A 20,044-nucleotide genomic window follows, 5' to 3' on the forward strand; every position below is an offset into this window, starting at 1 on the left:
TTGGGCAGGCAAGGGCGGACCAAGGCGGGCCAGCCAGGCGGGCCAGCCATGCAGGCCGGCCGCCAAACGGCCCCAGGCAGCCCCTCTCTGCGGCCTTCACGCCGTTCGCGGTCGCCCCCGGCGAAGCGCGGCAGCCCCCGTTGCAGCCCCGTACCACCCCGTACCGCCCCCATGCCGCCCCCATGCCGCCCCGCGCCTCATGCCCGCGCCCCACGCCCCCCGCGCCTCATGCCCGCGCCCCACGCCCCCCCCGCGCCTCATGCCCGCGCCCAACGGCCCCATGCCGCCGCATGCCACCTCACGGCGCCTCGTGCCAGCGCGTCCCAACCCAGCGTCCCGACCCGGCGTCCCAACCCGGCCTTTCCGACCGGTAGATCATTAACGACGACGCAACATGCCGTAACACGCACCGGCAATCCAGGAATGATCTTATTCGGGCTGTAATGCACCAAACCCTGGCAAAAGTCCCTCGTCGGACCGGTACCAGGGCCATGCACCCGAAGGGGAAGACATGCGCTCACCCGCGCAGGCCTGGAAGCGGACGGTCCTCGCCCTGGCGACCGCCACGACAATCTCCACAACCTTCTTCGCAGGACCCGCTCTCGCCGCCCCGGAGCCCGTCGGCGGCGACGGCCGCTGGTCGGTCGAACCCGTGGACGGCGGCCACCGGATCACCCTCCACCTGGACGAGCCGCTGCCCGTCCGCGACGCCGTTCCGGAACTCGCGGTCGACGGCACGTCACTCGGCCCCGCCGAGGAGTCGCCGGATGGCACGGCCCTGACCATCATCACCTCCGACCCGAGCGCCGCGGACCCGTCGTCCGTCGAGGTGGCCTGGAACGGCGAGGTGCCCTCCGGCGACACCGGGGTGAACTCCCGGACGACCGCTCATGCTCCGGAAACTCCGAAAACCACTGCCTCTCCATCGACCGCTCCCGCTCCGCAGCAAACGACCAGTCCCACCAAGAGTCCCGTCGACCCCGCCACACCCGGGCCCTACCACGTCACGCACGGCGAATACGACCTCGGCGACACCGCGATCACGCTCGAAGGCCTCGGCGGCCGCCCCGCGGAGATCCGTGCCGCCGTCTACCTCCCCGACCACGCACGCGGCAAGCGGCCGTTGGTGGTCTTCCTCCACGGCCGCCACTCTGCGTGCTACAACCCCACGACCCCGGCCACGTCGAACTCCCAGTGGCCGTGCCCCGCCGGCCAGGTGCCCATCCCCAGCTACAAGGGCTACGACGGCGCGGCCGACGTGCTCGCGAGCCACGGATACGTCGTCGTGTCCGTCAGCGCCAACGGCGTCAACGCGGCCGACAACCCCTTCAGCGACGACCGGGGAGCCCTCGCCCGCGGCGAAGTCGTCATGCGGCACCTCGACCTGCTGGCCGACGCCGCCAAGGGACGCGGCGACGCCACCATGGTCAAGCTCTTCAAGAACCGTCTCGACATGGACGACATCGGCCTGATGGGCCACTCACGCGGCGGCGAGGGCGTGGTCAAGGCGGCGCTGCTCAACGCCGGGCGGGCCAAGCCGTACGGGATCAAGGCGGTGTTGCCGCTCGCGCCGACCGACTTCGCCCGTGCGACGTTGCCCGACGTCCCGATGGCCGTGATCCTCCCCTACTGCGACGGGGACGTCTCCAACCAGCAGGGCCAGCACTTCTACGACGACTCCCTGTACGCCGATCCGGACGACTCCGCCTTCCGCTCCTCGCTGATGGTCATGGGCGCCGACCACAACTTCTTCAACACCGAGTGGACCCCCGGCGTGGCCGTCGCCCCCGCCTCGGACGACTGGAGCAACAGGAACGACCCGGTCTGCGGAAGCACCGCCCCGACCCGGCTGACCGCGGCCGAGCAGTACGCCGTCGGCACCGCCTACATCGCGGGTTTCTTCCGCCTCGTCCAGGGCCACGAGAAGGGACTGCTGCCGCTCTTCGACGGCAGTGGCGCCACGGCCGCGTCCGCCGGCCGGGCCGTCGTGCACGCCGTGGCACAGGCTCCGGCACGTGATCGCCTGGACGTGGCGCCGTTCACCTCGGTCTCACCGTCCGTGCGGATCACCGGTGCGGCGACCGCGACGATCTGCGCGAGCATGCTGGACCGTTCGCCGCAGAGCGGCCTCCCGTCCTGCGCCGCCGCGCTGACCACCTCGCAGGCGCCGTCGTGGACGCCCGCGACGTACGCGGGGAACGTCACCGCGACGCCGGTCCTCCGGTTCGCCTGGACCGACGCCACCGGCCAGGTGCGGATCGCTCTGCCCAAGTCGTCGCGGAACGTCTCCCGCTACGACGCGCTGACCTTCCGCGCGGCGCTGGACGAGAACGTCAAGACGAGCACGGACCTGACGGTCGGTGTCGTCGACGGACGGGGCCGGTCGAAGTCGGTCCCGCTGTCCAGCGTGAGCTCGGCGCTCACGCCGTTCCCCGGCACGACCTCGCCGCTGCCGAAGACCTGGCTGCGGACGGTCCGCGTCCCGGCGAAGTCGCTCGCCGGCGTCGACCTGCGGGACGTGCGTGAGATCCGCCTCATGGGCGCCGGTACGGCCGGCGGCGTCTATCTCGGCGACCTCGCGTTCTCCACGTCCAAGGTCGGTGAGACCGATCTGGCCGACCTGCCGCAGGTCTCGGTCCAGGGCCTCACCGTTCCGGAGGGCGACGGGCCGGGCACCGCGACGATGACGCTGACGTTGTCGGAGCGGAGCAAGGTGCCGGTCACGGTCAACATCCAGTCGATCACCAGTGGTGCCACCCCGGTGATCACCCAGCTGGCCGAGAAGGTGGTGATCCCCGCCAGGAGGACGTCGGCCACCTTCCAGGTGCCGCTCGCCGGAGACACGACACCCGCGGCCGCCGCCCAGTCCTACCAGGTGGTCGCGTCCGTGCCGACCAACGCGACGATCGGCGCGGGCTTCACACGGCTGATCGTCACCGACGACGACCTTCTCCCCTGACCGGGCCCCTCAAGAAAACCCTCCGAAAGCCCTCTGAGAAGACCCTGAGAAGACTCTGAGACGGGTACGGCCTGGCGCGCTCACGGCGCCAGCCGTACCCGGACTGTCTCCCCGAAGTCGGGACGCGCCGCATACCAGCGGACGACGGCCGAACGGCCGTCGAGGTCGAGAGCGGCCAGCGCGTTGGGGAACCACGGGCCATCGGTGATCTTCCAGCGGAAGGAGCGGCGGGGCAGCCGCGCCAGACGCGCCAGGATCGCGCCCGCGACACCCGCGACGCCGAACGAGGCGACCACGTTGGCGAACCGCAGCGTACGGCTCAGCGGGTTGCGGATCGGCGAGCACACCGCCTGGTAGATGCGGGCCGCGTCCAGGTCGGCGGACGCGGGTCCCGCCGCCGCCAGATACGAGTAGTGCACGTCACCGGAGAGCAGCACGATCGTGGCGGGCGCCCGCCCGCGCCGGCCCGCGGCGACGTCGACGAGCAGGCGGCCGAGGTCGTCGAAGGACCTGCGGAACGCGCCCCAGTGCTCGAGGTCGAGCCCTTGCCGGACCTTCTCCCCCCAGACGGCCGCGCGGCGGCCCCACACCCCGCCGGCGACGGCCTCGCTCCAGCTCTCCACGTCGAAGATGCCGCTCGGCAGGAACACCGGCACCGAGGATCCGATGAGCAGGTGGTCCACGCCGCCCGTGGCCAGATCGGTGAACCAGGACCATTCCTCGTCGTCGATCATCCTGCGGCGCCCGGGTTCGAGGCTCCTCGCGCACCGCGTGTCCAGCATGATCAGGCGCGTGCCGCCGATGTCGCGCGCGTAGCTCCACCGCGTCGAGGGGGGATCCTCGTCGGCCCGCTTCGCGAACGCGTCGAGGATCACCGCGCCATCGGCGTCGGCCGCCCGGATCGCCGCGAGCGTGGGATCGGCCTTGCGCTCGGACGGCGAGAGGTTCCCGAGATGCTGGTAGATCCAGTACGCGCCGAGCGCCGACACCACCCGGGACGGCCACCACTGCACCGCGGCCATCTGGCGCCGCCACACGTCGGAGGTGTTCCAGTCGTCGCGCACGTCGTGGTCATCGAAGATCATCGCTGTGGGCACGGTGGACAACACCCAGCGGACCACCGGTTCGGTCCAGGCCTGCCGGTACAGCTCGGCGTACTCCTCGAAGTCGACGATCTCGTCCGGCCCGTCCCGCCGTCGGGCCCGGATGAAGTCGATCATCTCCGGCGAGGGCTCGTCGGCGTAGACCTGGTCGCCGAGGAACAGCAGCAGGCTCGGCGGGTCCTCCCCCGCCATCAGGCGTAAGCCGTACCCCCTGAGCACGTCGGGGCCGTGGACGCTCTCGTGCGCGTCGTCGTGCGGGACGCTCGTACGGCAGGAGCCGAAGACGACCGTGCCCAGCTCCGCGAGAGGGCGTACCCGGCTCGGCGGGAAACCCTCGACCGGCCACACGGGCCGTCCGTCCAACTCGACGGTGTACTCGCCCGCACCCTCGGCGTCGACGATCGCGTAGTGATGGCCGTGCACGGTGAAGGTGCGCTCCGTGCTGCGTCCGCCGCCCAGGCCGACGGTGACCTCGCACGGCTCGCTCGTCTCCACCCAGACGGAGGCGCTCGTATCGTCGACGTGGCGCAACATCGGCCCCACCAGCAAGTCGGGCACGTAGCCTCCTCGGAGATCGGGGATCGGGGGTCTCGGGATCGGGGGTAAGACCGGGGACACCAGGACCCGCCGCGGTCAGCCTTCCAATGACCGCACGAGGACCTCCAGTTCACGCATGAGCTCCCCGGTCCTGGCCGTGCCGTACATCGCGAGGATCGCCCGGTGGTGCTCGGCGATCCCCGCTTCGAGACGGCCCAGGAGGTCACTGCCCCGATCCGCCAGGAATACCGCCACCTTCCGGCGATCGGCGGGATCGTGTCCCCGGTAGACGACGGCACGCTCGACGAGCCGGTCGACCGCCTTGGTCAGCGTGGGATGCGGCATCAGCGCGGCCTCGGCGAGGTCGCCCATCGAATGCCCGCGCCCGTCCGCGAGCGCCTGGAGGATGCGCCACTGCTCGACGGACACGTCCTCGGAGGCGAGTGCGGCGGCCAGCGCCCGGTTGACGCTCCGCTCGGCCCGGCTCAGCAGGTAGGCGAGTGAGGAACCGAGCCCGGTGACCGCCGGAGGGGGCTCCGTACGCACAGGGGGAAGGGGGGTCTCACGCCCCCCGTCGGGTCCCGCCGTCACCACAGAGGGCTCCCTTCGTTCGCGAGCGCGCAAGCGCCATACTCGTGCACGTGGCCGATCCTGTCACGGTGGTCATCGACCCCCTCGAAGCGCATCTGCTGCGTGCCGAGACGCTCCGCGTCGGCCTGGTGGTGCCCGTCTCCGGCGTGCTCGGGTTGCTCGGGCCGTGCGCGATCAACTGCGCGATGCTCGGCGCCGCCGAGGTCAACGCCGCGGGCGGGGTGCTGGGCAGGCCGGTGGAACTGGTGCTGGTCGACGGCGGAAAGCGCCCGGCGGAGGTCGCCCGCGAGGTCTCGGAACTGGTGCGCGCAGGGGTCGTGCAGGCGGTCGTCGGCACGCACGCCAGTGACGTGCGGGTCGCCGTCGAGCGTTCGCTGTCGGGCTCGGCGCCCTTCGTCTACACGCCGCCCTACGAGGGAGGCGCCCGCAAACCAGGGGTGTACTTCCTCGGCGAGCCGGCCTCCCTCCAGGTGGGACCGGGACTCGACTGGCTGGTCGAGCATCGCAGGGCCCGGCGGTGGTTCCTGCTCGGCAACGACTACGTCTGGCCCCGGCTGGTGCACGCGTCGGCCCGGCGGCACCTGCGCGCGCGGTCCGCCACGATCGTCGGGGAAAGGCTCGTCCCCTCCGGCACGACGGCGATGGACGCGCTGATCGAGGAGCTCGCCGCGGCACGGCCTGACGCGGTGCTGCTCAACCTCATCGGGAGCGATCTGGTCATGTTCAACCGCGCCTTCGCGCTGAGCGGCCTGCGCTGCGCGCGCCTGTGCGGGGCGCTGGAGGAGCACGGCCTGCTCGCCATCGGGGGCGACACCACAGGCGAGCTCTACGCGGCCATGGGCTACTTCGGCAGCCTCGCCACCGACGCCAACCTCGGCCTGGGCGAGCGTTACGCCCGGATGTTCGGGCCGGACGCCCCGTCGCTCAACGGGCACGGGCACGGCTGCTATGAGGGGGTCCTCATGCTGGCGGCCCTGGCGGGCCGGGCGGGCACCCTGGTCGTGCCGGCCGTCGAGGCGGTGGCCGACGGCGTCACCGTCACCACGGGCCGCGGGCGGCTGACCCTCCGCGACCGCCACGTGCTGCAACGCGTTTACGTCGGGCGCGCCGACGGGCTCGACTTCTCTCTCGTCACGTCCGCCTAGATCATCTCGGTGCGCCCGCGGTGGGGAGCCGCTGCCGGGCGCATTGGGGCCGTTATGTCCGTCGCGTAAAACTTTCAAACGAAACCTTTTCGTCTTAAAGGGTTCGCTCTATCGTACGGCTCCGTACCCGCGTGTTAAGGAGCCGTCAATGTCCTCTCCCTCTGAGGCCTCCCCATCGCCCGCATCACCACCAGCCGCCGGAGTCGAGCAGTTCGGCTACAAGCAGGAACTCCGGCGCTCACTCAGCTTCACCGACCTGCTGATCTACGGCCTGATCTTCATGGTCCCGATCGCGCCGTTCGGCATCTTCGGCAGCGTCTTCCAGGCGTCCGGCGGGATGGTGGCGCTCGTCTACATCATCGGCATGGTGGCGATGGCCTTCACCGCCCTGTCGTACTCGGAGATGGCCAAGGCCTTCCCGATGGCGGGCTCCGTCTACACCTACGCGGGCCGCGGCATCGCCGCCCCGGTCGGATTCCTCGCCGGCTGGGTCATCCTGCTCGACTACGTGCTCGTGCCCTCGCTGCTGTACTTGATCGCCAGCGCCGCGATGGCGTCGTTCGTCCCCGCCATCCCGATCTGGGCATGGCTGATCGGCTTCATCGTGCTCAACACGGTGGTCAACTACCTCGGCATCGAGATGACCGCCCGGCTGAACAAGATCATGCTGGTGGCGGAGCTCATCGTGCTCGCGATCTTCCTGGTCATCGGCGTCGTCGCCCTCGCCCATGGCAAGGGTCACGGCGGCGGGCTGACCCCGCTGTTCGACTCCTCGACGTTCTCCTGGTCGCTGGTGTTCGGAGCGGTGTCCGTGGCGGTCCTCTCGTTCCTCGGCTTCGACGGCATCTCGATGCTCGCCGAGGAGACCCGGGAGAACACCCGCCGCCTCGGTCGCTCCATGATCGCCGCCCTCGGGCTCGCGGGTGTGCTGTTCGTCGTGCAGACCTGGGTCGCGGCGCTGCTCGTGCCGAACCGCGCCGACCTGATCGCGAACGGCGACCCGGCGGGTTCGGCGTTCTACGACACCGCCGAATACGCCGGCGGACACTGGCTGAGCGTGCTCACCGCCGTCGCGACCGCCATCGCGTGGGGCTTCGCCAACTCCCTCGTCGCCCAGGCCGCGACCTCCCGTCTGCTGTTCGCCATGGCCCGCGACAAGCAACTCCCGAGCTTCCTCGGCAAGATCCACCCCACGCGCAAGGTGCCGGTCAACGCCACCTTCCTCGTGGCGGCGGTGTCGCTGGCCCTCGGCCTGTACATGAACTCGCGCGACGACGGCATCTCCCTGCTCACCACACTGGTGAACTTCGGCGCGATGACCGCCTTCCTCGCACTGCACGTCTCCGTCGTCGTCCACTACCTCGTACGGCAGCGCAGCCGCGACTGGTGGCGCCACCTCGTCGCGCCTGTGATCGGGTTCCTGATCCTGCTCTACGTCGTGATCAACGCCAACATCGCCGCCCAGGCAGTCGGCCTGAGCTGGCTGGCCGTCGGCGTCGTCATCCTCATCGGCTCCTACCTGCTGGGCCGGCGTCCCACCCTTTCCGGAATCAACACGGAGGTCAACGAGTGAACGTCTTCTCCTACCGGCCGGCGCCAGAGGAGCTGTCCTACACCTTCGGCGGCCGACCGGCGGTGGCGAGGATCACCCCGGGCACGGTGGTGGAAATGTTCACCGAGGACTGCTTCGGCGGCCGGGTCCGCGGGCTGGACGACCTTCCCTCGAAGGTGTGCGAGTTCCCGTACCTGAACCCGGTCACCGGCCCCTTCCACGTCGAGGGCGCCGAGCCGGGCGACACCCTCGCGCTGCACTTCGTCTCCATCGAGCCGGCCCGCGACTGGGCGGTCTCGACCACGTTCCCGCACTTCGGAGCGTTGACCGCCACGCACACCACGGCGATGTTGCACCCGCCGCTCGACGAGGTCGTGTGGTTGTACGAGGTCGACGCCGAGAAGCGGACCGTGCGCTACCGCGCACGCCGGGGCGACTTCACCGTGGAGATGCCGCTCGACCCGATGCACGGGACGGTGGGCGTCGCGCCCGCCGCGTCCGAGGCGCGGATGACGATCACCCCGGACGCCCACGGCGGCAACATGGACACCCCCGAGTTGCGTGCGGGTGTCACGGTCTACCTCGGGGTCAACGTGGAGGGCGGCCTGTTCTCCATCGGGGACGGCCACTGCCGCCAGGGGCACGGCGAGGTCTGCGGCACCGCGGTCGAGGCCGCGATGAACACCGTCGTGGCCGTGGAACTCGTCAAGGGCGTCTCGACGCCGTGGCCGCGGCTGGAGGACGACGGCCATCTGATGTCGACGGGCTCGGCCCGCCCGCTCGAGGACGCCTACCGCATCAGCCAGCACGACCTGGTCACCTGGGCCTCCTCGCTCACCGGCCTCGACGAGCTGGACGCCTACCAGCTGGTCAGCCAGGGCGGCGAGGCCCCCGTGGGCAACGTGTGCGACACCAACTACACGATGGTCGCCAAGCTGCCCAAGGCGTACCTCGGCGGTCCCGAGATCTACGAGTCGGCACACAGCCGTCTCCGGACGCTCGGCGAGGAGTACCTCTCCTCCCGCTGAGCACCCGGCGGCATCGAGACATCGGGGACACGGCCCACTCTTGTCGGCGCTCAGCCGTACGAGGGTGGGCCGTCACCTTCTAAGTCGCTGCGGCCACGATCTCCTCGCACAGGGCGTGGGTTCGCAGCGCGTCGTCGGCGGTGATCAGACGGCCTTCGCGCACCGACGACAGGAACTCCTGACAGGCCTGCTCGATGCCGCGCTGGCGGGCCACCGGCACCCAGTCGCCCCGGTGGCTGACCGCCTCCGTGCCCGAGTAGTCGACCACGCCCGCCAGGTTGACGACCCGGCGCTTGGCGCCGCCGCCGATGACCTCGCAGGTCTCCTCGTTCGCACCGCTGACCCTGCTCATGATGCCGATCGCGGTGAAGTCCGCGTTCCCCGATTCCCCGGTCGCGGCGGCGCCGCGCAGGTGGAGGACGACGTGCTCCAGCAGCCCGCCACGGACCCGTACGTCGATCGACACGTCGGAGACGTCGCCTGGGGCGAGGAAGCGCAGTGTGTCCACCACATGGATGAAGTCGTCGAACACGACGCGGCGCGGGTCGTCCGCCTGGCCCGCGCGGTTCTTCTGCATGACCACGAGGTCACGCGGCAGGTCCCGCAGGGCGGCGTACCCCGGCGCGTATCTCCGGTTGAACCCGACCATGAGCGACCGCCGGTGCTCCCCCGCCAGCCGTACGAGCCTGTCCGCGTCGGGGAGGCGGTCCGCGAGCGGCTTGTCCACATAGACGTGGACTCCCGCCTCGATCAACGCCGCCACGATGTCCACATGGGCACGCGTCGCCGCGTGGACGAACGCGGCCTCGACCCCCGCGGCGACGACCTCGTCGACCGAGGTGCACCTCGCGGGGACGCGGTAGGCGTCTGCCAGCCGGTCCAGCGTCGGCCTGTCCCGCGTGCAGAGGAGGAGGTCGATGCCCGGCGTCGCCGCGAGCACCGGGAGGTAGGCCTTCTGCGCGATGTCCCCGAGCCCGATCATCGCCACGCGCATGGGGGGCCGGCTCGCGCCGTCCTGCGGCGACGTCACTGGTCGTCCACGAGCAGCCGCGCGGAGTCCGCGTCGTCCGGCGTTGCTGTCACTCGTTCAGTCACGCGGATCACCCTGTCATAGTTTCGCCCTACTCTTCGTCTTTGCGGTGCTCTGTGATCACTGCTCACGCCACCAGGCGATGGTGGCCTTCAGCGCGTCGTCCGTGGGCGTGGGGGCGAGGCCGAGCACGGCCTCCGAGGCCGTGGAGTCGAGGACGAACGGCCGGTCGAACTGGTAGCGCGTCTCCCTCATCTCCTTGAGCATCGGGACGGCGAGTCCCGCGGCGTTGAGGACCCACTCGGGGATGCGCCGCAGGCGCGGCGCGGGGGCTCCGCCGAGCGCCGCCAGGCTCCCGGCGATCTCCCGCAGAGTGAGGGGCGCGTTCGTCGGCACGTGCCACGCACGGCCCCAGGCCTTCTCTTCGGCGGCCGCGGCGATCAGCGCACGGGACACGTCCGGGAGGTAGGTCCAGCTGTGCGGGATGTCCGGGTCGCTCAGCACCATCGCCGGCTTTCCGCTCAGGACCGGTCCGAGGAACCGCCCACCCAGGTACGACTGGTCGGACGAACGCGGGCCGAAGTAGTCGGAGCCCCTGACCTCGGTGACGCGCACTCGACCCGCCTGGTGGGCGGCCAGGGCCTGCGCCCACATCCCGGCGCGCACGCGGCCCTTCGTGCCGGTCGACGCCAGCGGCAGGTCCTCGGTCATCGGGCCGTCGACGGGGCCGTAGCCGTACAGGTTGCCGATCGTGGCCAGGACGGCGCCGGCGCCCTCCGCCGCCTCCAGGAGCGCGGTGGCGACGGGCGGCCAGTCCCGGACCCACTCGTGGTACTTCGGGTTCATGCAGTTGTAGAGCGCGTCGGCCCCTTCCGAGAGACGGCGCATCGCGGCCGCGTCCGCGGCGTGCCCGGCGACCAGGCTGATCCCCGGATGCTTCGGGCCGGAGCCCGACCGGGTGACGACGACCACCTCGTGGCCCTGCTCCGCCAGCGACTTCGCGACGTGTCCGCCGACCTGTCCTGCCCCGACGATGACGTGCTTCCCCATGATGACCTTCTCCTTCAGACCTGGTGCCAGACGAGCCGCAGCACGGCGTTGACGATGTAGACGGCGGCGAAGACGGCGCCGGCGGTGACCAGGCCGGAGGCGATCAGAGCCGCGGCCCCTCCCCCGAACCAGAGGATCTCCAGCACGGCGCGCGCGGCGCCCTTGAGCGGAACAGGCGGGTTGTTGGCGGCCCCGAAGACCGCCCACACCGCGATGAACAGGGCGAGAGCCCCGATGCCGGCCAGGAGTCGCAGGGCCAGGCTCTCGCTCACCGTGAATCCCCAGTAGCCGACCGAGAACAGGACTCCGATCTCCAGGAAGAACATCAGTGCGGCATTCGCTGCCTTGGCCATTTCCGCCTCCGTCGTGCTCACCACTTCGTTATGAGAGCAATGCTCTCGCTTGAGAGCACGGATCGTCAAGAGCAGTGCTCTCTTTTTTTCTCACTGCTCTGATAGCCTGCGAACATGAACGCGAGCCGTACCGCCAGAGAGCGGGTCAGAGCGGAGTTGATCCGGGAGATCACGGATATCGCGCGCCGCCACCTGGCGACGGACGGAGCCGGAGGCCTGTCGCTCCGCGCCGTGGCGAGGGACATGGGGATGGTCTCGTCGGCGATCTATCGGTACTTCCCGAGCCGCGACGACCTGCTGACGGCACTGATCATCGATGGATACAACGCCATCGGCGAGTCCGTGGAGATCGCCGACGCGGGATGCGCGCGGGACGACTTCACCGGGCGCTGGCTGGCCGTCTGCCATGCCGTACGGACCTGGGCCCTGGACCACCCCCACGAGTACGCCCTGCTGTACGGCTCGCCGGTACCGGGCTACCAGGCGCCCGAGGACACGATCGGACCGGCCGCCCGGGACGTCGTGGTCTACGGGCGGATCATCTCGGACGCACAGGCGGCGGGCCGGCTGACTCCGCCCGACATGTGTCCGGCGCCCCCCGAGGTGTTGTCGTCCGACGCTGAAGCGGTGCGGCAACTCATGCCCGGCGTCTCGGACGACGTGGTGGCGCGCGGGATCGTCGCCTGGACCGGACTGTTCGGGATGGTGAACTTCGAGCTGTTCGGCCAGTTCAACAATGTGATCACCCACCGGCGAGAGCTCTTCGAGCACAACATGCTCAGCCTGGCCTCCCTGATCGGCCTACCCCCCACCCCCCGGGCGTGATCATGCACAAGTTCGAGATCATGCCCCCTGACCAGCCCGAACACCGGCCGTGATCATGCACAGGTTCGTGAGGGTGGTGCCTGACCAGCGCACACACCGTTCGTGATCATGCACACTTTCGACGAAACATGGTCCCACCTGCGCATACGCAAGTCGTGATCATGCACGGATTCGGCGGCACACCGCCTCGCCTGCCTAAACGCGAGCCGTGATCATGCAGTGAAGGCGGCACCCCAATACGGGGTGCCGCCTCCTGCCGCTCCATCACCACATCTCACGCGCCTGGTGTGCGCCCGACTCCGCGAATCACCCTTGCTGAATGATCACGGACGCCGAACACGCTGGTCAGCGCGCATCTCCACGAATTCGCGCATGATCACGCCAGATATCAACACTGGTCAGCGCACACATCTCCGAAAGCATGCATGATCACGAACAGTGTGTGCGCTGGTCAGGCCCCACTCTCACGAACCTGTGCATGATCACGGCCGGTGTTCGGGCTGGTCAAGGGCCATGATCCCGAACCTGTGCATGATCACGCGGGAGGGGGGGTCAGGGGCGGGTGGCGCGGTTGGCTGCGGAGATGATGGCCTTGAGTGAGGCGGTCGTCGTGTTGGCGTCGATGCCCACTCCCCACAGCACGACGGCGCCGTTCGGCCCCATGACCTCGCACTCCACGTAGGACGCGGCCTTCGCGTCGGCGCCCGCGCTCATCGCGTGCTCGGTGTAGTCGAGCACCCGCACCTCGACGCCCACGCCCTCCAGCGCGTCGCAGAAGGCCGAGATCGGGCCGTTTCCGACGCCCTCGATCTCGCGGATCTGACCGGAGATCCGCACGTCGGCGCTGATCATGTCCTTGTCGTCAACCGTCGAGGAGTGGCGGTGGGCCAGCAGGCCGAGACGGCCCCACGGCTTGTCCGGGTTGGGCAGGTACTCGTCGGCGAACGCCTCCCACATCGCGGCCGCCGTGACCTCGCCGCCCTCGGCGTCCGTGTGGGCCTGGACGACGCGGGAGAACTCGATCTGCAGTCGCCTGGGCAGATCGAGCTGGTGGTCGGCCTTCATGATGTAGGCCACGCCGCCCTTGCCCGACTGGCTGTTGACGCGGATCACGGCCTCGTACGAACGGCCGATGTCCTTGGGGTCGATCGGCAGGTACGGCACGGCCCAGGTGAACTCGTCCACCGGGACTCCTGCGGCCGCCGCGTCACGCTCGAGATGGTCGAAGCCCTTCTTGATGGCGTCCTGGTGGGAGCCGGAGAAGGCCGTGTAGACGAGCTCGCCGCCCCAGGGGTGGCGGGGGTGGACGGGCAGCTGGTTGCAGTACTCGACGACGCGCCGGATCTCGTCCATGTCCGAGATGTCGACCTCAGGGTCGATGCCCTGGGAGAAGAGGTTCATCCCCAGGGTGACCAGGCAGACGTTGCCGGTCCGCTCGCCGTTGCCGAACAGGCAGCCCTCGATGCGGTCGGCTCCCGCCATGTACCCGAACTCGGCGGCGGCGACGGCCGTGCCCCGGTCGTTGTGGGGGTGCAGGGACAGCACCACGGAGTCCCGGTAGGCCAGGTGGCGGTTCATCCACTCGATCTGGTCCGCGTAGACGTTGGGCGTGGCCATCTCGACGGTCGCCGGCAGGTTGATGATCACCTTGCGGTCGGGCGTCGGCTGCCAGACGTCGTTGACGGCGTTGCAGACCTCGACCGCGTATTCCAGCTCGGTGCCGGTGAACGACTCCGGCGAGTACTCGAAGAAGATCTCGGTGCCGTCCATCTGAGCGGCCAGCTTCTTGCACAGCTTGGCGCCCTCGACGGCGATGGCGGTGATGCCGTCCTTGTCCTGGCCGAAGACGACCCGCCGCTGGAGCGTCGAGGTCGAGTTGTACAGGTGGACGATGGCCTGCCGGGCTCCGCGCAGCGACTCATAGGTGCGCTCGATCAGCTCGGGCCTGGCCTGCGTGAGGACCTGGATGACGACATCGGAGGGGATGCGGTCCTCTTCGATGATCTGGCGGACGAAGTCGTAGTCGGTCTGCGACGCGGCGGGGAAGCCGACCTCGATCTCCTTGTATCCCATCCGTACCAGCAGCTCGAACATCTTGAGCTTCCGGTCGGCGTCCATGGGGTCGATCAGCGCCTGGTTGCCGTCGCGGAGGTCGACGGCGCACCACCGGGGCGCCTTGGTGATGACCTTGTCCGGCCAGGTGCGGTCGGTCAGCCGGATCGGCTCGAACGGCGTATAGCGGTGGAAAGGCATGGGGCTGGGCTGCTGCGAATTCATCATGCTCCTCGTCGGGCACACGGCGACGCGGGAAACGAAGTCCCGATCAGATGAGAGAGGCGTCGCCAGTGAGAGAGATCATTGACGGCCGACGCGCGTGAGCCTCACCGCGACGAGGGAGCCGACCTCTTACAGGCCCTCGACGCGGCGGATAAGAAGGAGCCCGCGCAGCATGCCAGCGAGACTAGCAGACATCCGAACGCCGTCTGGACCGGGACCCCGCCCCGCATCCTCGCCCGTCCCACCACTCACAGAACCACCTCCACGAATACTTATATACGGCCAAATGTTCTGATTACCTCGCACGCTAGGGTGACTCACAACGAAGGGGGTTGCGCCATGAAGGACAACGAGATCCTTGATCAGATCGGTGAGCTCATCGACGAGGAGCACACCCTGCGCCGCCGCCTGGCGGCAGGTGAGCTGAACTCCGACGAGGAGCACACCAGGATTCGCGATCTCGAGGAGTCGCTCGACCGCTGCTGGGACCTGCTGCGTCAGCGCCGGGCCCGTCGCGGCGCAGGCGAGGACCCCGACGACGCCGCCGCCCGCCCGGTCGGCGAGGTCGAGAACTACCTGCAGTAACTCTAAGCCGCCTCGAATCCTCCGCCGTCTCACCAGCCGAAAAGCATTCGCGCCCGCGGACGGCGGTGCGATTGTCTTGATGGCATGCAGATCGAGCGCCTCGACTTCGCCGTCCCCGACGATCGCATGTCCGGCCTCTACGCCGTCTACCGCGCCGATCTGAGGCGGGGGCCGGGAATGTCGTTGCGCCATTTCCAGGTCATGACCGAGCGCGGCTGGTCCGAGGAGCGCAGCGAGGCCTGGGTGGCTCGCGTGGCAGGCGAGATCGTCGGCGGGTACGCCCTCCACTATCCGCAGTCGGACAACACGCATCTGGCGCTGATCAGCACGCTGGCCGTCCATCCCGGCCACAGGCGCAACGGCGTGGGCAGTTCCCTGGTCACCCACGCGATCGGCCGGGTCAGAGCCGAGGGTCGGCGGGTGATCGTCGCGGAGGCTGCCGTCGACCGGCCGGGCGCGCCCTTCGCCAAGGCCCACGGATTCTCCCCCGCCACAACGGAGGCGCGGCGGGTCCTCGACCTGCGCACGGCCGACTGGTCCGGCTTCGAGCTCATGCGAGGCGACGCGGTACGGCACGCGCGTGACTACGTGATTGAACGCTGGGCCGGCCCGGTGGGCGAAGAGCAACTCGGCGACATGGCGACACTCATGATCGGCATGAACGACGAGCCGCTCGGCGACCTGGACATCGAGGACCAGCGCTGGGATCCCGCCAGGGTCCGAGCGCACGACCAGGTGATGGCTGCGGCGGGACTCAGGGCGTACACGATGGTCGCGCGGCACGCGGCGACCGGCGAGCCCGCCGGATTCACCCGGATCGCCGTCGACGCCCACGAGCCGGAGGGGTGGGCCCGGCAACACGACACAGGGGTGTTGCGTCCCCATCGGGGCCGGCGGCTCGGCCTCATCCTGAAACTCGCCAACATCGCCTGGTTCCATGCCTGCGAGCCGTCCGTCGAGCAGGTGGTGACGTGGAACTCGACGTCGAACAGCCACATGCTCGCCATCAACGAGAAGATGGGCTACCAGGTGCTCGACGTGTGGAACGAGTGGCAGTTGCACATCTGAGCCCGGATGAGCCCGGACACGGCCCGGCGGCGATGAGGAAGCGAATCGGCCATGCTCAAGGCCAGGTCCACAGGACTTCCTGATCGATCAGTCCCGGCGAGGCCGAAGGCGTTCAGGCATACGATCGCTTCCTCCTTTCGACCATAACCCGGACGACGCCCCGGACCGCCGACCACCCCGTACGGCCGGCATCGGCCGGGCTTCGATTCAGACCGCGAGCAGGCGGTGGACGTCCAGACCCTTGAGCTCTTCCGCGGCGCCGGAACGGACCACCCGCCCGGCGTCGAGGATCACGAAGTCGTCGGCCAGGCGCAGCGCGAGGTCGAGGTACTGCTCCACAAGCAACATGGTGAGCCCGGAGGCGTGCAGCCGCTCGATGGCCTCCTCGATCTCGATGATGATCGACGGCTGGATGCCCTCGGTCGGCTCGTCCAGGATCAGCAGCCGGGGCCGTGTCACCAGGACCCTGGCCATCGCGAGTTGACGCCGCCGCCCGCCCGCGAGGAAGCCGGCCGGCCTGTTCAGCAGGGGCTTGAGCCCGGGGAACACCTCCAGCGCGTCGTCGACCGCCGTCGCGTCCTTGTGCGGCGAGGCCTCCAGCGTGACCATCAGGTTCCCCATCACGCTGAGCTGGGGGAAGGTGTCGTGGCCCTGGGGCACGTAGCCCATGCCGAGCCGTACGCGCTCGTCCGGGCTGAGGCCGGTCACCGGCCTGCCCTCGAAGACCACCGACCCGCCCGTCGCGGGGACGACGCCCATGATGGTGTTGAGCAGGGTCGTCTTGCCCACGCCGTTGCGGCCCATCACGCAGGTCAGCCGGCCTTCGCCGACCTTCACGCAGACCCCGAAGAGCACCCGCGCCCTGCCGTACCCGGCCTCGAGTCCCTCAACGGACAACATCATCGGCCTCCTCGCGCGCCCGTCCCAGATGAATCTCCTGTACCCGCGGATCCGGCCTGACCTGCTCGACCGTCCCGGTACAGCGAGCAAAGCCGTCCGAACCCGTTGCGCGGGAGTTGCCGCGCCCCGATATGGAGGGATGATTTCGCCCGCCGTTCCGGGGAAGCGCTGCCGGCCGGAGAACAGTTTCTTATTTCCCCGTTCCTTGACATAGTCGAGGCCCGGCACGATCCGCGGGAGTTCGGTCGCGCACGGGGAGAATGCCAGCTCCGTGGGTGGTGGCCGATTCCCCTTCACCGGCGGCGAACGCCATCGCCGGAATCACGGCGGCACCCCGGCCCGCCAGGCTGAAGTGCGTAATTGCCCCTCCTTGCCGATATGGTCCCCGCGCCGATCCGTCTACGACCAAGGTGATACCGTGAGATTTCTCGAAAACCTCCGGAAAGTTAACAACTCATTAGCCTGCGCTCACGCCGATCTCGATACACGCTGGAAATGAATAGGTAACGCGGGGGAAACGGCGATTATCTATCGTCCCGCCATGCGGCTCACTCCACACGAACAGGAACGCCTGCTCATTCACGTCGCGGCCGGCGTGGCCCGCGACCGCAGGGAACGGGGTCTGCGCCTCAACCACCCCGAGGCGACCGCGATGATCGCGTCCTTCCTGTTGGAGGGCGCACGCGACGGCAGGAGCGTGGCCGACCTCATGGACGCGGGCCGCAAGGTGCTCCGCCGCGACGACGTCATGGACGGTGTGCCCGAGATGCTCGACTCCGTCCAGATCGAGGCCACTTTCCCCGACGGCACCAAGCTCGTCACCGTTCACAACCCGATCACATGAGCACGGGCGCCGCACGCGGCAGCACGGTCCCGGGGCACACCGCCACAGGCCGGGGCCGCGTGGCGAGAGCCGTACCGCACCGAGAGGGAGGCGGCCGATGAGCAGCCCGAGCACACCCGGCGTGCCCGGCGAGATCGTGTACGGCGACGCGCCCGTCCCGCTGAACCCGGGCAGGGAACGCGTGACCGTCCGGGTGGTCAACACGGCCGACCGGCCCATCCAGGTCGGCTCCCACTATCACTTCGCGGCGGCCAACCCGGGCCTGGAGTTCGACCGGCAGGCGGCGTGGGGCACGCGCCTGGACGTCCCCGCCGGCACCGCGATCAGGTTCGAGCCGGGCGTCGAGCGCGACGTCACGCTGGTGCCGATCGCCGGGAACCGCATCGTTCCCGGGCTGCGCTCCGAGTGGGCCGGCCCGCTGGACGGCGGCGCCCGTGCCTGACATCGAACGGTCGCGTTACGCGGCCCTGTACGGCCCGACCACGGGCGATCGGGTGAGGCTGGCCGACACCGACCTGTTCATCGAGGTCACAGAAGATCTGTCGATGGGCCCCTCGGGGGCGGGCGACGAGGTGGTCTTCGGCGGCGGCAAGGTCATCCGCGAGTCGATGGGCCAGGCCCGCACGACCCGGGCGGACGGCGCGGCCGACCTCGTGATCACCGGGGCGGTGATCCTCGACCACTGGGGCGTCATCAAGGCCGACATCGGCGTGCGCGACGGGCGGATCGTCGCCATCGGCAAGGCCGGAAATCCCGACACGATGGACGGCGTGCACCCCGGCCTGGTCATCGGGCCGTCGACCGAGATCCTCGCGGGCAACGGGAAGATCATCACGGCTGGGGCCGTGGACTCCCACGTCCATCTCATCGCCCCGCAGATCCTCGACGAGGCCCTCGCCTCCGGCATCACCACGATCATCGGTGGCGGCACCGGTCCGGCCGAGGGCACCAAGGCGACCACGGTGACGGGGACGTGGTACCTCGCCCGGATGCTGGAGTCCCTGGACTCGTATCCGATCAACGTGGCGCTGCTCGGCAAGGGCAACACGGTCAGCACCGAGGGCCTGCTGGAACAACTGCGCGCCGGCGCCTCCGGGTTCAAGCTGCACGAGGACTGGGGCACCACTCCGGCGGCGATCGACGCCTGCCTGAGCGTCTGCGACGCCACCGGCGTGCAGGCGGCCATCCACACGGACACCCTGAACGAGGCGGGGTTCGTCGAGTCGACGCTGAAGGCCATCGCCGGCCGGGCCGTCCACGCCTACCACACCGAGGGCGCGGGAGGCGGGCACGCCCCGGACATCATCAAGGTCGCCTCCCACGCCAACGTGCTGCCCTCCTCCACCAACCCCACGCGGCCGCACACGGTCAACACCCACCACGAGCATCTCGACATGCTCATGGTCTGCCACCACCTGAACCCGTCGATCCCCGAGGACCTGGCCTTCGCCGAGTCGCGCATCCGGCCCACCACGATGGCGGCCGAGGACGTGCTCCACGACATCGGCGCGATCTCCATGATCGGCTCGGACTCGCAGGCGATGGGCCGGGTCGGCGAGACGATCATCCGTACCTGGCAGACCGCGCACGTCATGAAGGCCCGGCGTGGCACGCTGGGCGGCGAACCGGGCAATCCGGCGGACAATCTCCGCGCTCGCCGCTACATCGCGAAATATACGATCAATCCGGCTATCGCCCATGGGCTGGACGCCGAGGTCGGCTCGGTCGAGGTCGGCAAGCTGGCGGATCTCGTGCTCTGGAGCCCCGCCTTCTTCGGGGTCAAGCCCGATCTGGTCGTCAAGGGCGGCGTGATCGCCTACGCCCAGATGGGCGACGCGAACGCCTCCATCCCGACCCCGCAGCCGGTCCTCCCCCGGCCGATGTTCGGGGCGGCCCCGGCCACGGCGGCTGCGACGTCCCTGCACTTCGTGGCGCCACTGGCCATCGAGGACGGTCTGGCCGACCGCCTGGCCGTACGACGTCGGCTGGTGCCGGTGGCCGACGTGCGGAGCCGGCACAAGGACTCCATGCCCCTCAACGGCGCCCTGCCGGCGATCGAGGTCGATCCCGACACGTTCACCGTCCGCATCGACGGAGAGCTGATCGAGCCCGCCCCCGCGGAACGGCTGCCGATGGCGCAGCTCTACTTCCTCTTCTGAGCCGGAGGGGCCGGGATGCGCCAGGACATCGGGGAAGG

General features: G+C 69.6%; 17 protein-coding genes. 10 read left to right on the forward strand and 7 right to left on the reverse strand.

Going from position 1 to position 20,044, the window contains the following annotated elements:
• The first annotated feature begins 511 nt into the window (after nucleotides 1-511).
• Nucleotides 512-2,959 carry a poly(ethylene terephthalate) hydrolase family protein gene (locus Pmi06nite_RS02665; protein WP_203951184.1) on the forward strand — a complete coding sequence of 816 codons (2,448 nt, stop codon included), beginning with the start codon at nucleotides 512-514 and terminating at the stop codon, nucleotides 2,957-2,959.
• Between the two features lie 80 nt (nucleotides 2,960-3,039).
• Here Pmi06nite_RS02665 and Pmi06nite_RS02670 read toward each other — a convergent pair whose 3' ends face one another.
• Complete coding sequence (locus Pmi06nite_RS02670) at nucleotides 3,040-4,620, reverse strand: alkaline phosphatase D family protein (RefSeq protein WP_239113530.1); 1,581 nt, start codon at nucleotides 4,618-4,620, stop codon at nucleotides 3,040-3,042.
• Nucleotides 4,621-4,695: 75 nt separating this feature from the next.
• Nucleotides 4,696-5,193, reverse strand: a complete 498-nt coding sequence (locus Pmi06nite_RS02675; RefSeq protein WP_239113531.1) for a MarR family winged helix-turn-helix transcriptional regulator — start codon at nucleotides 5,191-5,193, stop codon at nucleotides 4,696-4,698.
• Between the two features lie 47 nt (nucleotides 5,194-5,240).
• Here Pmi06nite_RS02675 and Pmi06nite_RS02680 point away from each other — a divergent pair, with 47 nt between their 5' ends.
• The 3 genes from Pmi06nite_RS02680 to Pmi06nite_RS02690 all read left to right on the forward strand — a co-directional run bounded on the left by Pmi06nite_RS02680 (nucleotide 5,241) and on the right by Pmi06nite_RS02690 (nucleotide 8,915).
• Nucleotides 5,241-6,335: a substrate-binding domain-containing protein gene (locus tag Pmi06nite_RS02680; protein ID WP_203951185.1), complete on the forward strand. Its 1,095-nt coding sequence runs from the start codon at nucleotides 5,241-5,243 to the stop codon at nucleotides 6,333-6,335.
• Nucleotides 6,336-6,483: 148 nt separating this feature from the next.
• Nucleotides 6,484-7,908, forward strand: a complete 1,425-nt coding sequence (locus Pmi06nite_RS02685; protein WP_203951186.1) for an APC family permease — start codon at nucleotides 6,484-6,486, stop codon at nucleotides 7,906-7,908.
• A complete protein-coding gene (locus Pmi06nite_RS02690; protein WP_203951187.1) occupies nucleotides 7,905-8,915 on the forward strand; it encodes an acetamidase/formamidase family protein in 1,011 nt (336 codons plus the stop codon). Before Pmi06nite_RS02685 ends, Pmi06nite_RS02690 begins: the two co-directional genes overlap by 4 nt.
• Nucleotides 8,916-8,994: 79 nt before the next feature.
• Here Pmi06nite_RS02690 and Pmi06nite_RS02695 read toward each other — a convergent pair whose 3' ends face one another.
• The 3 genes from Pmi06nite_RS02695 to Pmi06nite_RS02705 all read right to left on the reverse strand — a co-directional run bounded on the left by Pmi06nite_RS02695 (nucleotide 8,995) and on the right by Pmi06nite_RS02705 (nucleotide 11,348).
• Nucleotides 8,995-9,945, reverse strand: a complete 951-nt coding sequence (locus Pmi06nite_RS02695) for a Gfo/Idh/MocA family protein (protein ID WP_239113533.1) — start codon at nucleotides 9,943-9,945, stop codon at nucleotides 8,995-8,997.
• Between the two features lie 120 nt (nucleotides 9,946-10,065).
• Nucleotides 10,066-10,995 carry an NAD-dependent epimerase/dehydratase family protein gene (locus tag Pmi06nite_RS02700; RefSeq protein ID WP_203951188.1) on the reverse strand — a complete coding sequence of 310 codons (930 nt, stop codon included), beginning with the start codon at nucleotides 10,993-10,995 and terminating at the stop codon, nucleotides 10,066-10,068.
• 14 nt (nucleotides 10,996-11,009) lie between these two features.
• Entirely contained in the window at nucleotides 11,010-11,348 is a 339-nt protein-coding gene (locus Pmi06nite_RS02705; RefSeq protein WP_203951189.1) for a YrdB family protein, read from the reverse strand.
• A gap of 114 nt (nucleotides 11,349-11,462) precedes the next feature.
• Between Pmi06nite_RS02705 and Pmi06nite_RS02710 the strand changes: the two genes are divergently transcribed.
• Nucleotides 11,463-12,173 carry a TetR/AcrR family transcriptional regulator gene (locus tag Pmi06nite_RS02710; protein ID WP_203951190.1) on the forward strand — a complete coding sequence of 237 codons (711 nt, stop codon included), beginning with the start codon at nucleotides 11,463-11,465 and terminating at the stop codon, nucleotides 12,171-12,173.
• 552 nt (nucleotides 12,174-12,725) lie between these two features.
• Here the strand turns inward: Pmi06nite_RS02710 and leuA are convergent.
• Nucleotides 12,726-14,453, reverse strand: a complete 1,728-nt coding sequence (leuA, locus tag Pmi06nite_RS02715) for a 2-isopropylmalate synthase (RefSeq protein WP_203951191.1) — start codon at nucleotides 14,451-14,453, stop codon at nucleotides 12,726-12,728.
• 336 nt (nucleotides 14,454-14,789) lie between these two features.
• Here leuA and Pmi06nite_RS02720 point away from each other — a divergent pair, with 336 nt between their 5' ends.
• Together Pmi06nite_RS02720 and Pmi06nite_RS02725 are read left to right on the forward strand one after the other, a co-directional pair.
• Nucleotides 14,790-15,035, forward strand: a complete 246-nt coding sequence (locus tag Pmi06nite_RS02720) for a DUF2630 family protein (RefSeq protein WP_203951192.1) — start codon at nucleotides 14,790-14,792, stop codon at nucleotides 15,033-15,035.
• An 84-nt stretch (nucleotides 15,036-15,119) separates the two neighbouring features.
• Nucleotides 15,120-16,103, forward strand: coding sequence for a GNAT family N-acetyltransferase (locus Pmi06nite_RS02725; RefSeq protein ID WP_203951193.1), 984 nt, complete (start codon nucleotides 15,120-15,122; stop codon nucleotides 16,101-16,103).
• A gap of 207 nt (nucleotides 16,104-16,310) precedes the next feature.
• On the opposite strand, the gene Pmi06nite_RS02730 is transcribed toward Pmi06nite_RS02725, so the two are convergent.
• Complete coding sequence (locus tag Pmi06nite_RS02730; RefSeq protein WP_308442478.1) at nucleotides 16,311-17,006, reverse strand: ATP-binding cassette domain-containing protein; 696 nt, start codon at nucleotides 17,004-17,006, stop codon at nucleotides 16,311-16,313.
• Nucleotides 17,007-17,544: 538 nt separating this feature from the next.
• Here Pmi06nite_RS02730 and Pmi06nite_RS02735 point away from each other — a divergent pair.
• The 3 genes from Pmi06nite_RS02735 to Pmi06nite_RS02745 all read left to right on the forward strand — a co-directional run bounded on the left by Pmi06nite_RS02735 (nucleotide 17,545) and on the right by Pmi06nite_RS02745 (nucleotide 20,006).
• The gene (locus tag Pmi06nite_RS02735; protein ID WP_203951194.1) at nucleotides 17,545-17,847 is read left to right on the forward strand and encodes an urease subunit gamma; all 303 of its coding nucleotides are present in this window, start codon (nucleotides 17,545-17,547) and stop codon (nucleotides 17,845-17,847) included.
• 97 nt (nucleotides 17,848-17,944) lie between these two features.
• Nucleotides 17,945-18,289: an urease subunit beta gene (locus Pmi06nite_RS02740; RefSeq protein WP_203951195.1), complete on the forward strand. Its 345-nt coding sequence runs from the start codon at nucleotides 17,945-17,947 to the stop codon at nucleotides 18,287-18,289.
• Entirely contained in the window at nucleotides 18,282-20,006 is a 1,725-nt protein-coding gene (locus Pmi06nite_RS02745; protein WP_203951196.1) for an urease subunit alpha, read from the forward strand. The genes Pmi06nite_RS02740 and Pmi06nite_RS02745 overlap by 8 nt, the downstream gene beginning before the upstream one ends.
• Nucleotides 20,007-20,044 lie beyond the last annotated feature (38 nt).

Origin of the sequence: Planotetraspora mira, from assembly GCF_016863275.1 — a bacterium.
GTDB lineage: Bacteria > Actinomycetota > Actinomycetes > Streptosporangiales > Streptosporangiaceae > Planotetraspora > Planotetraspora mira.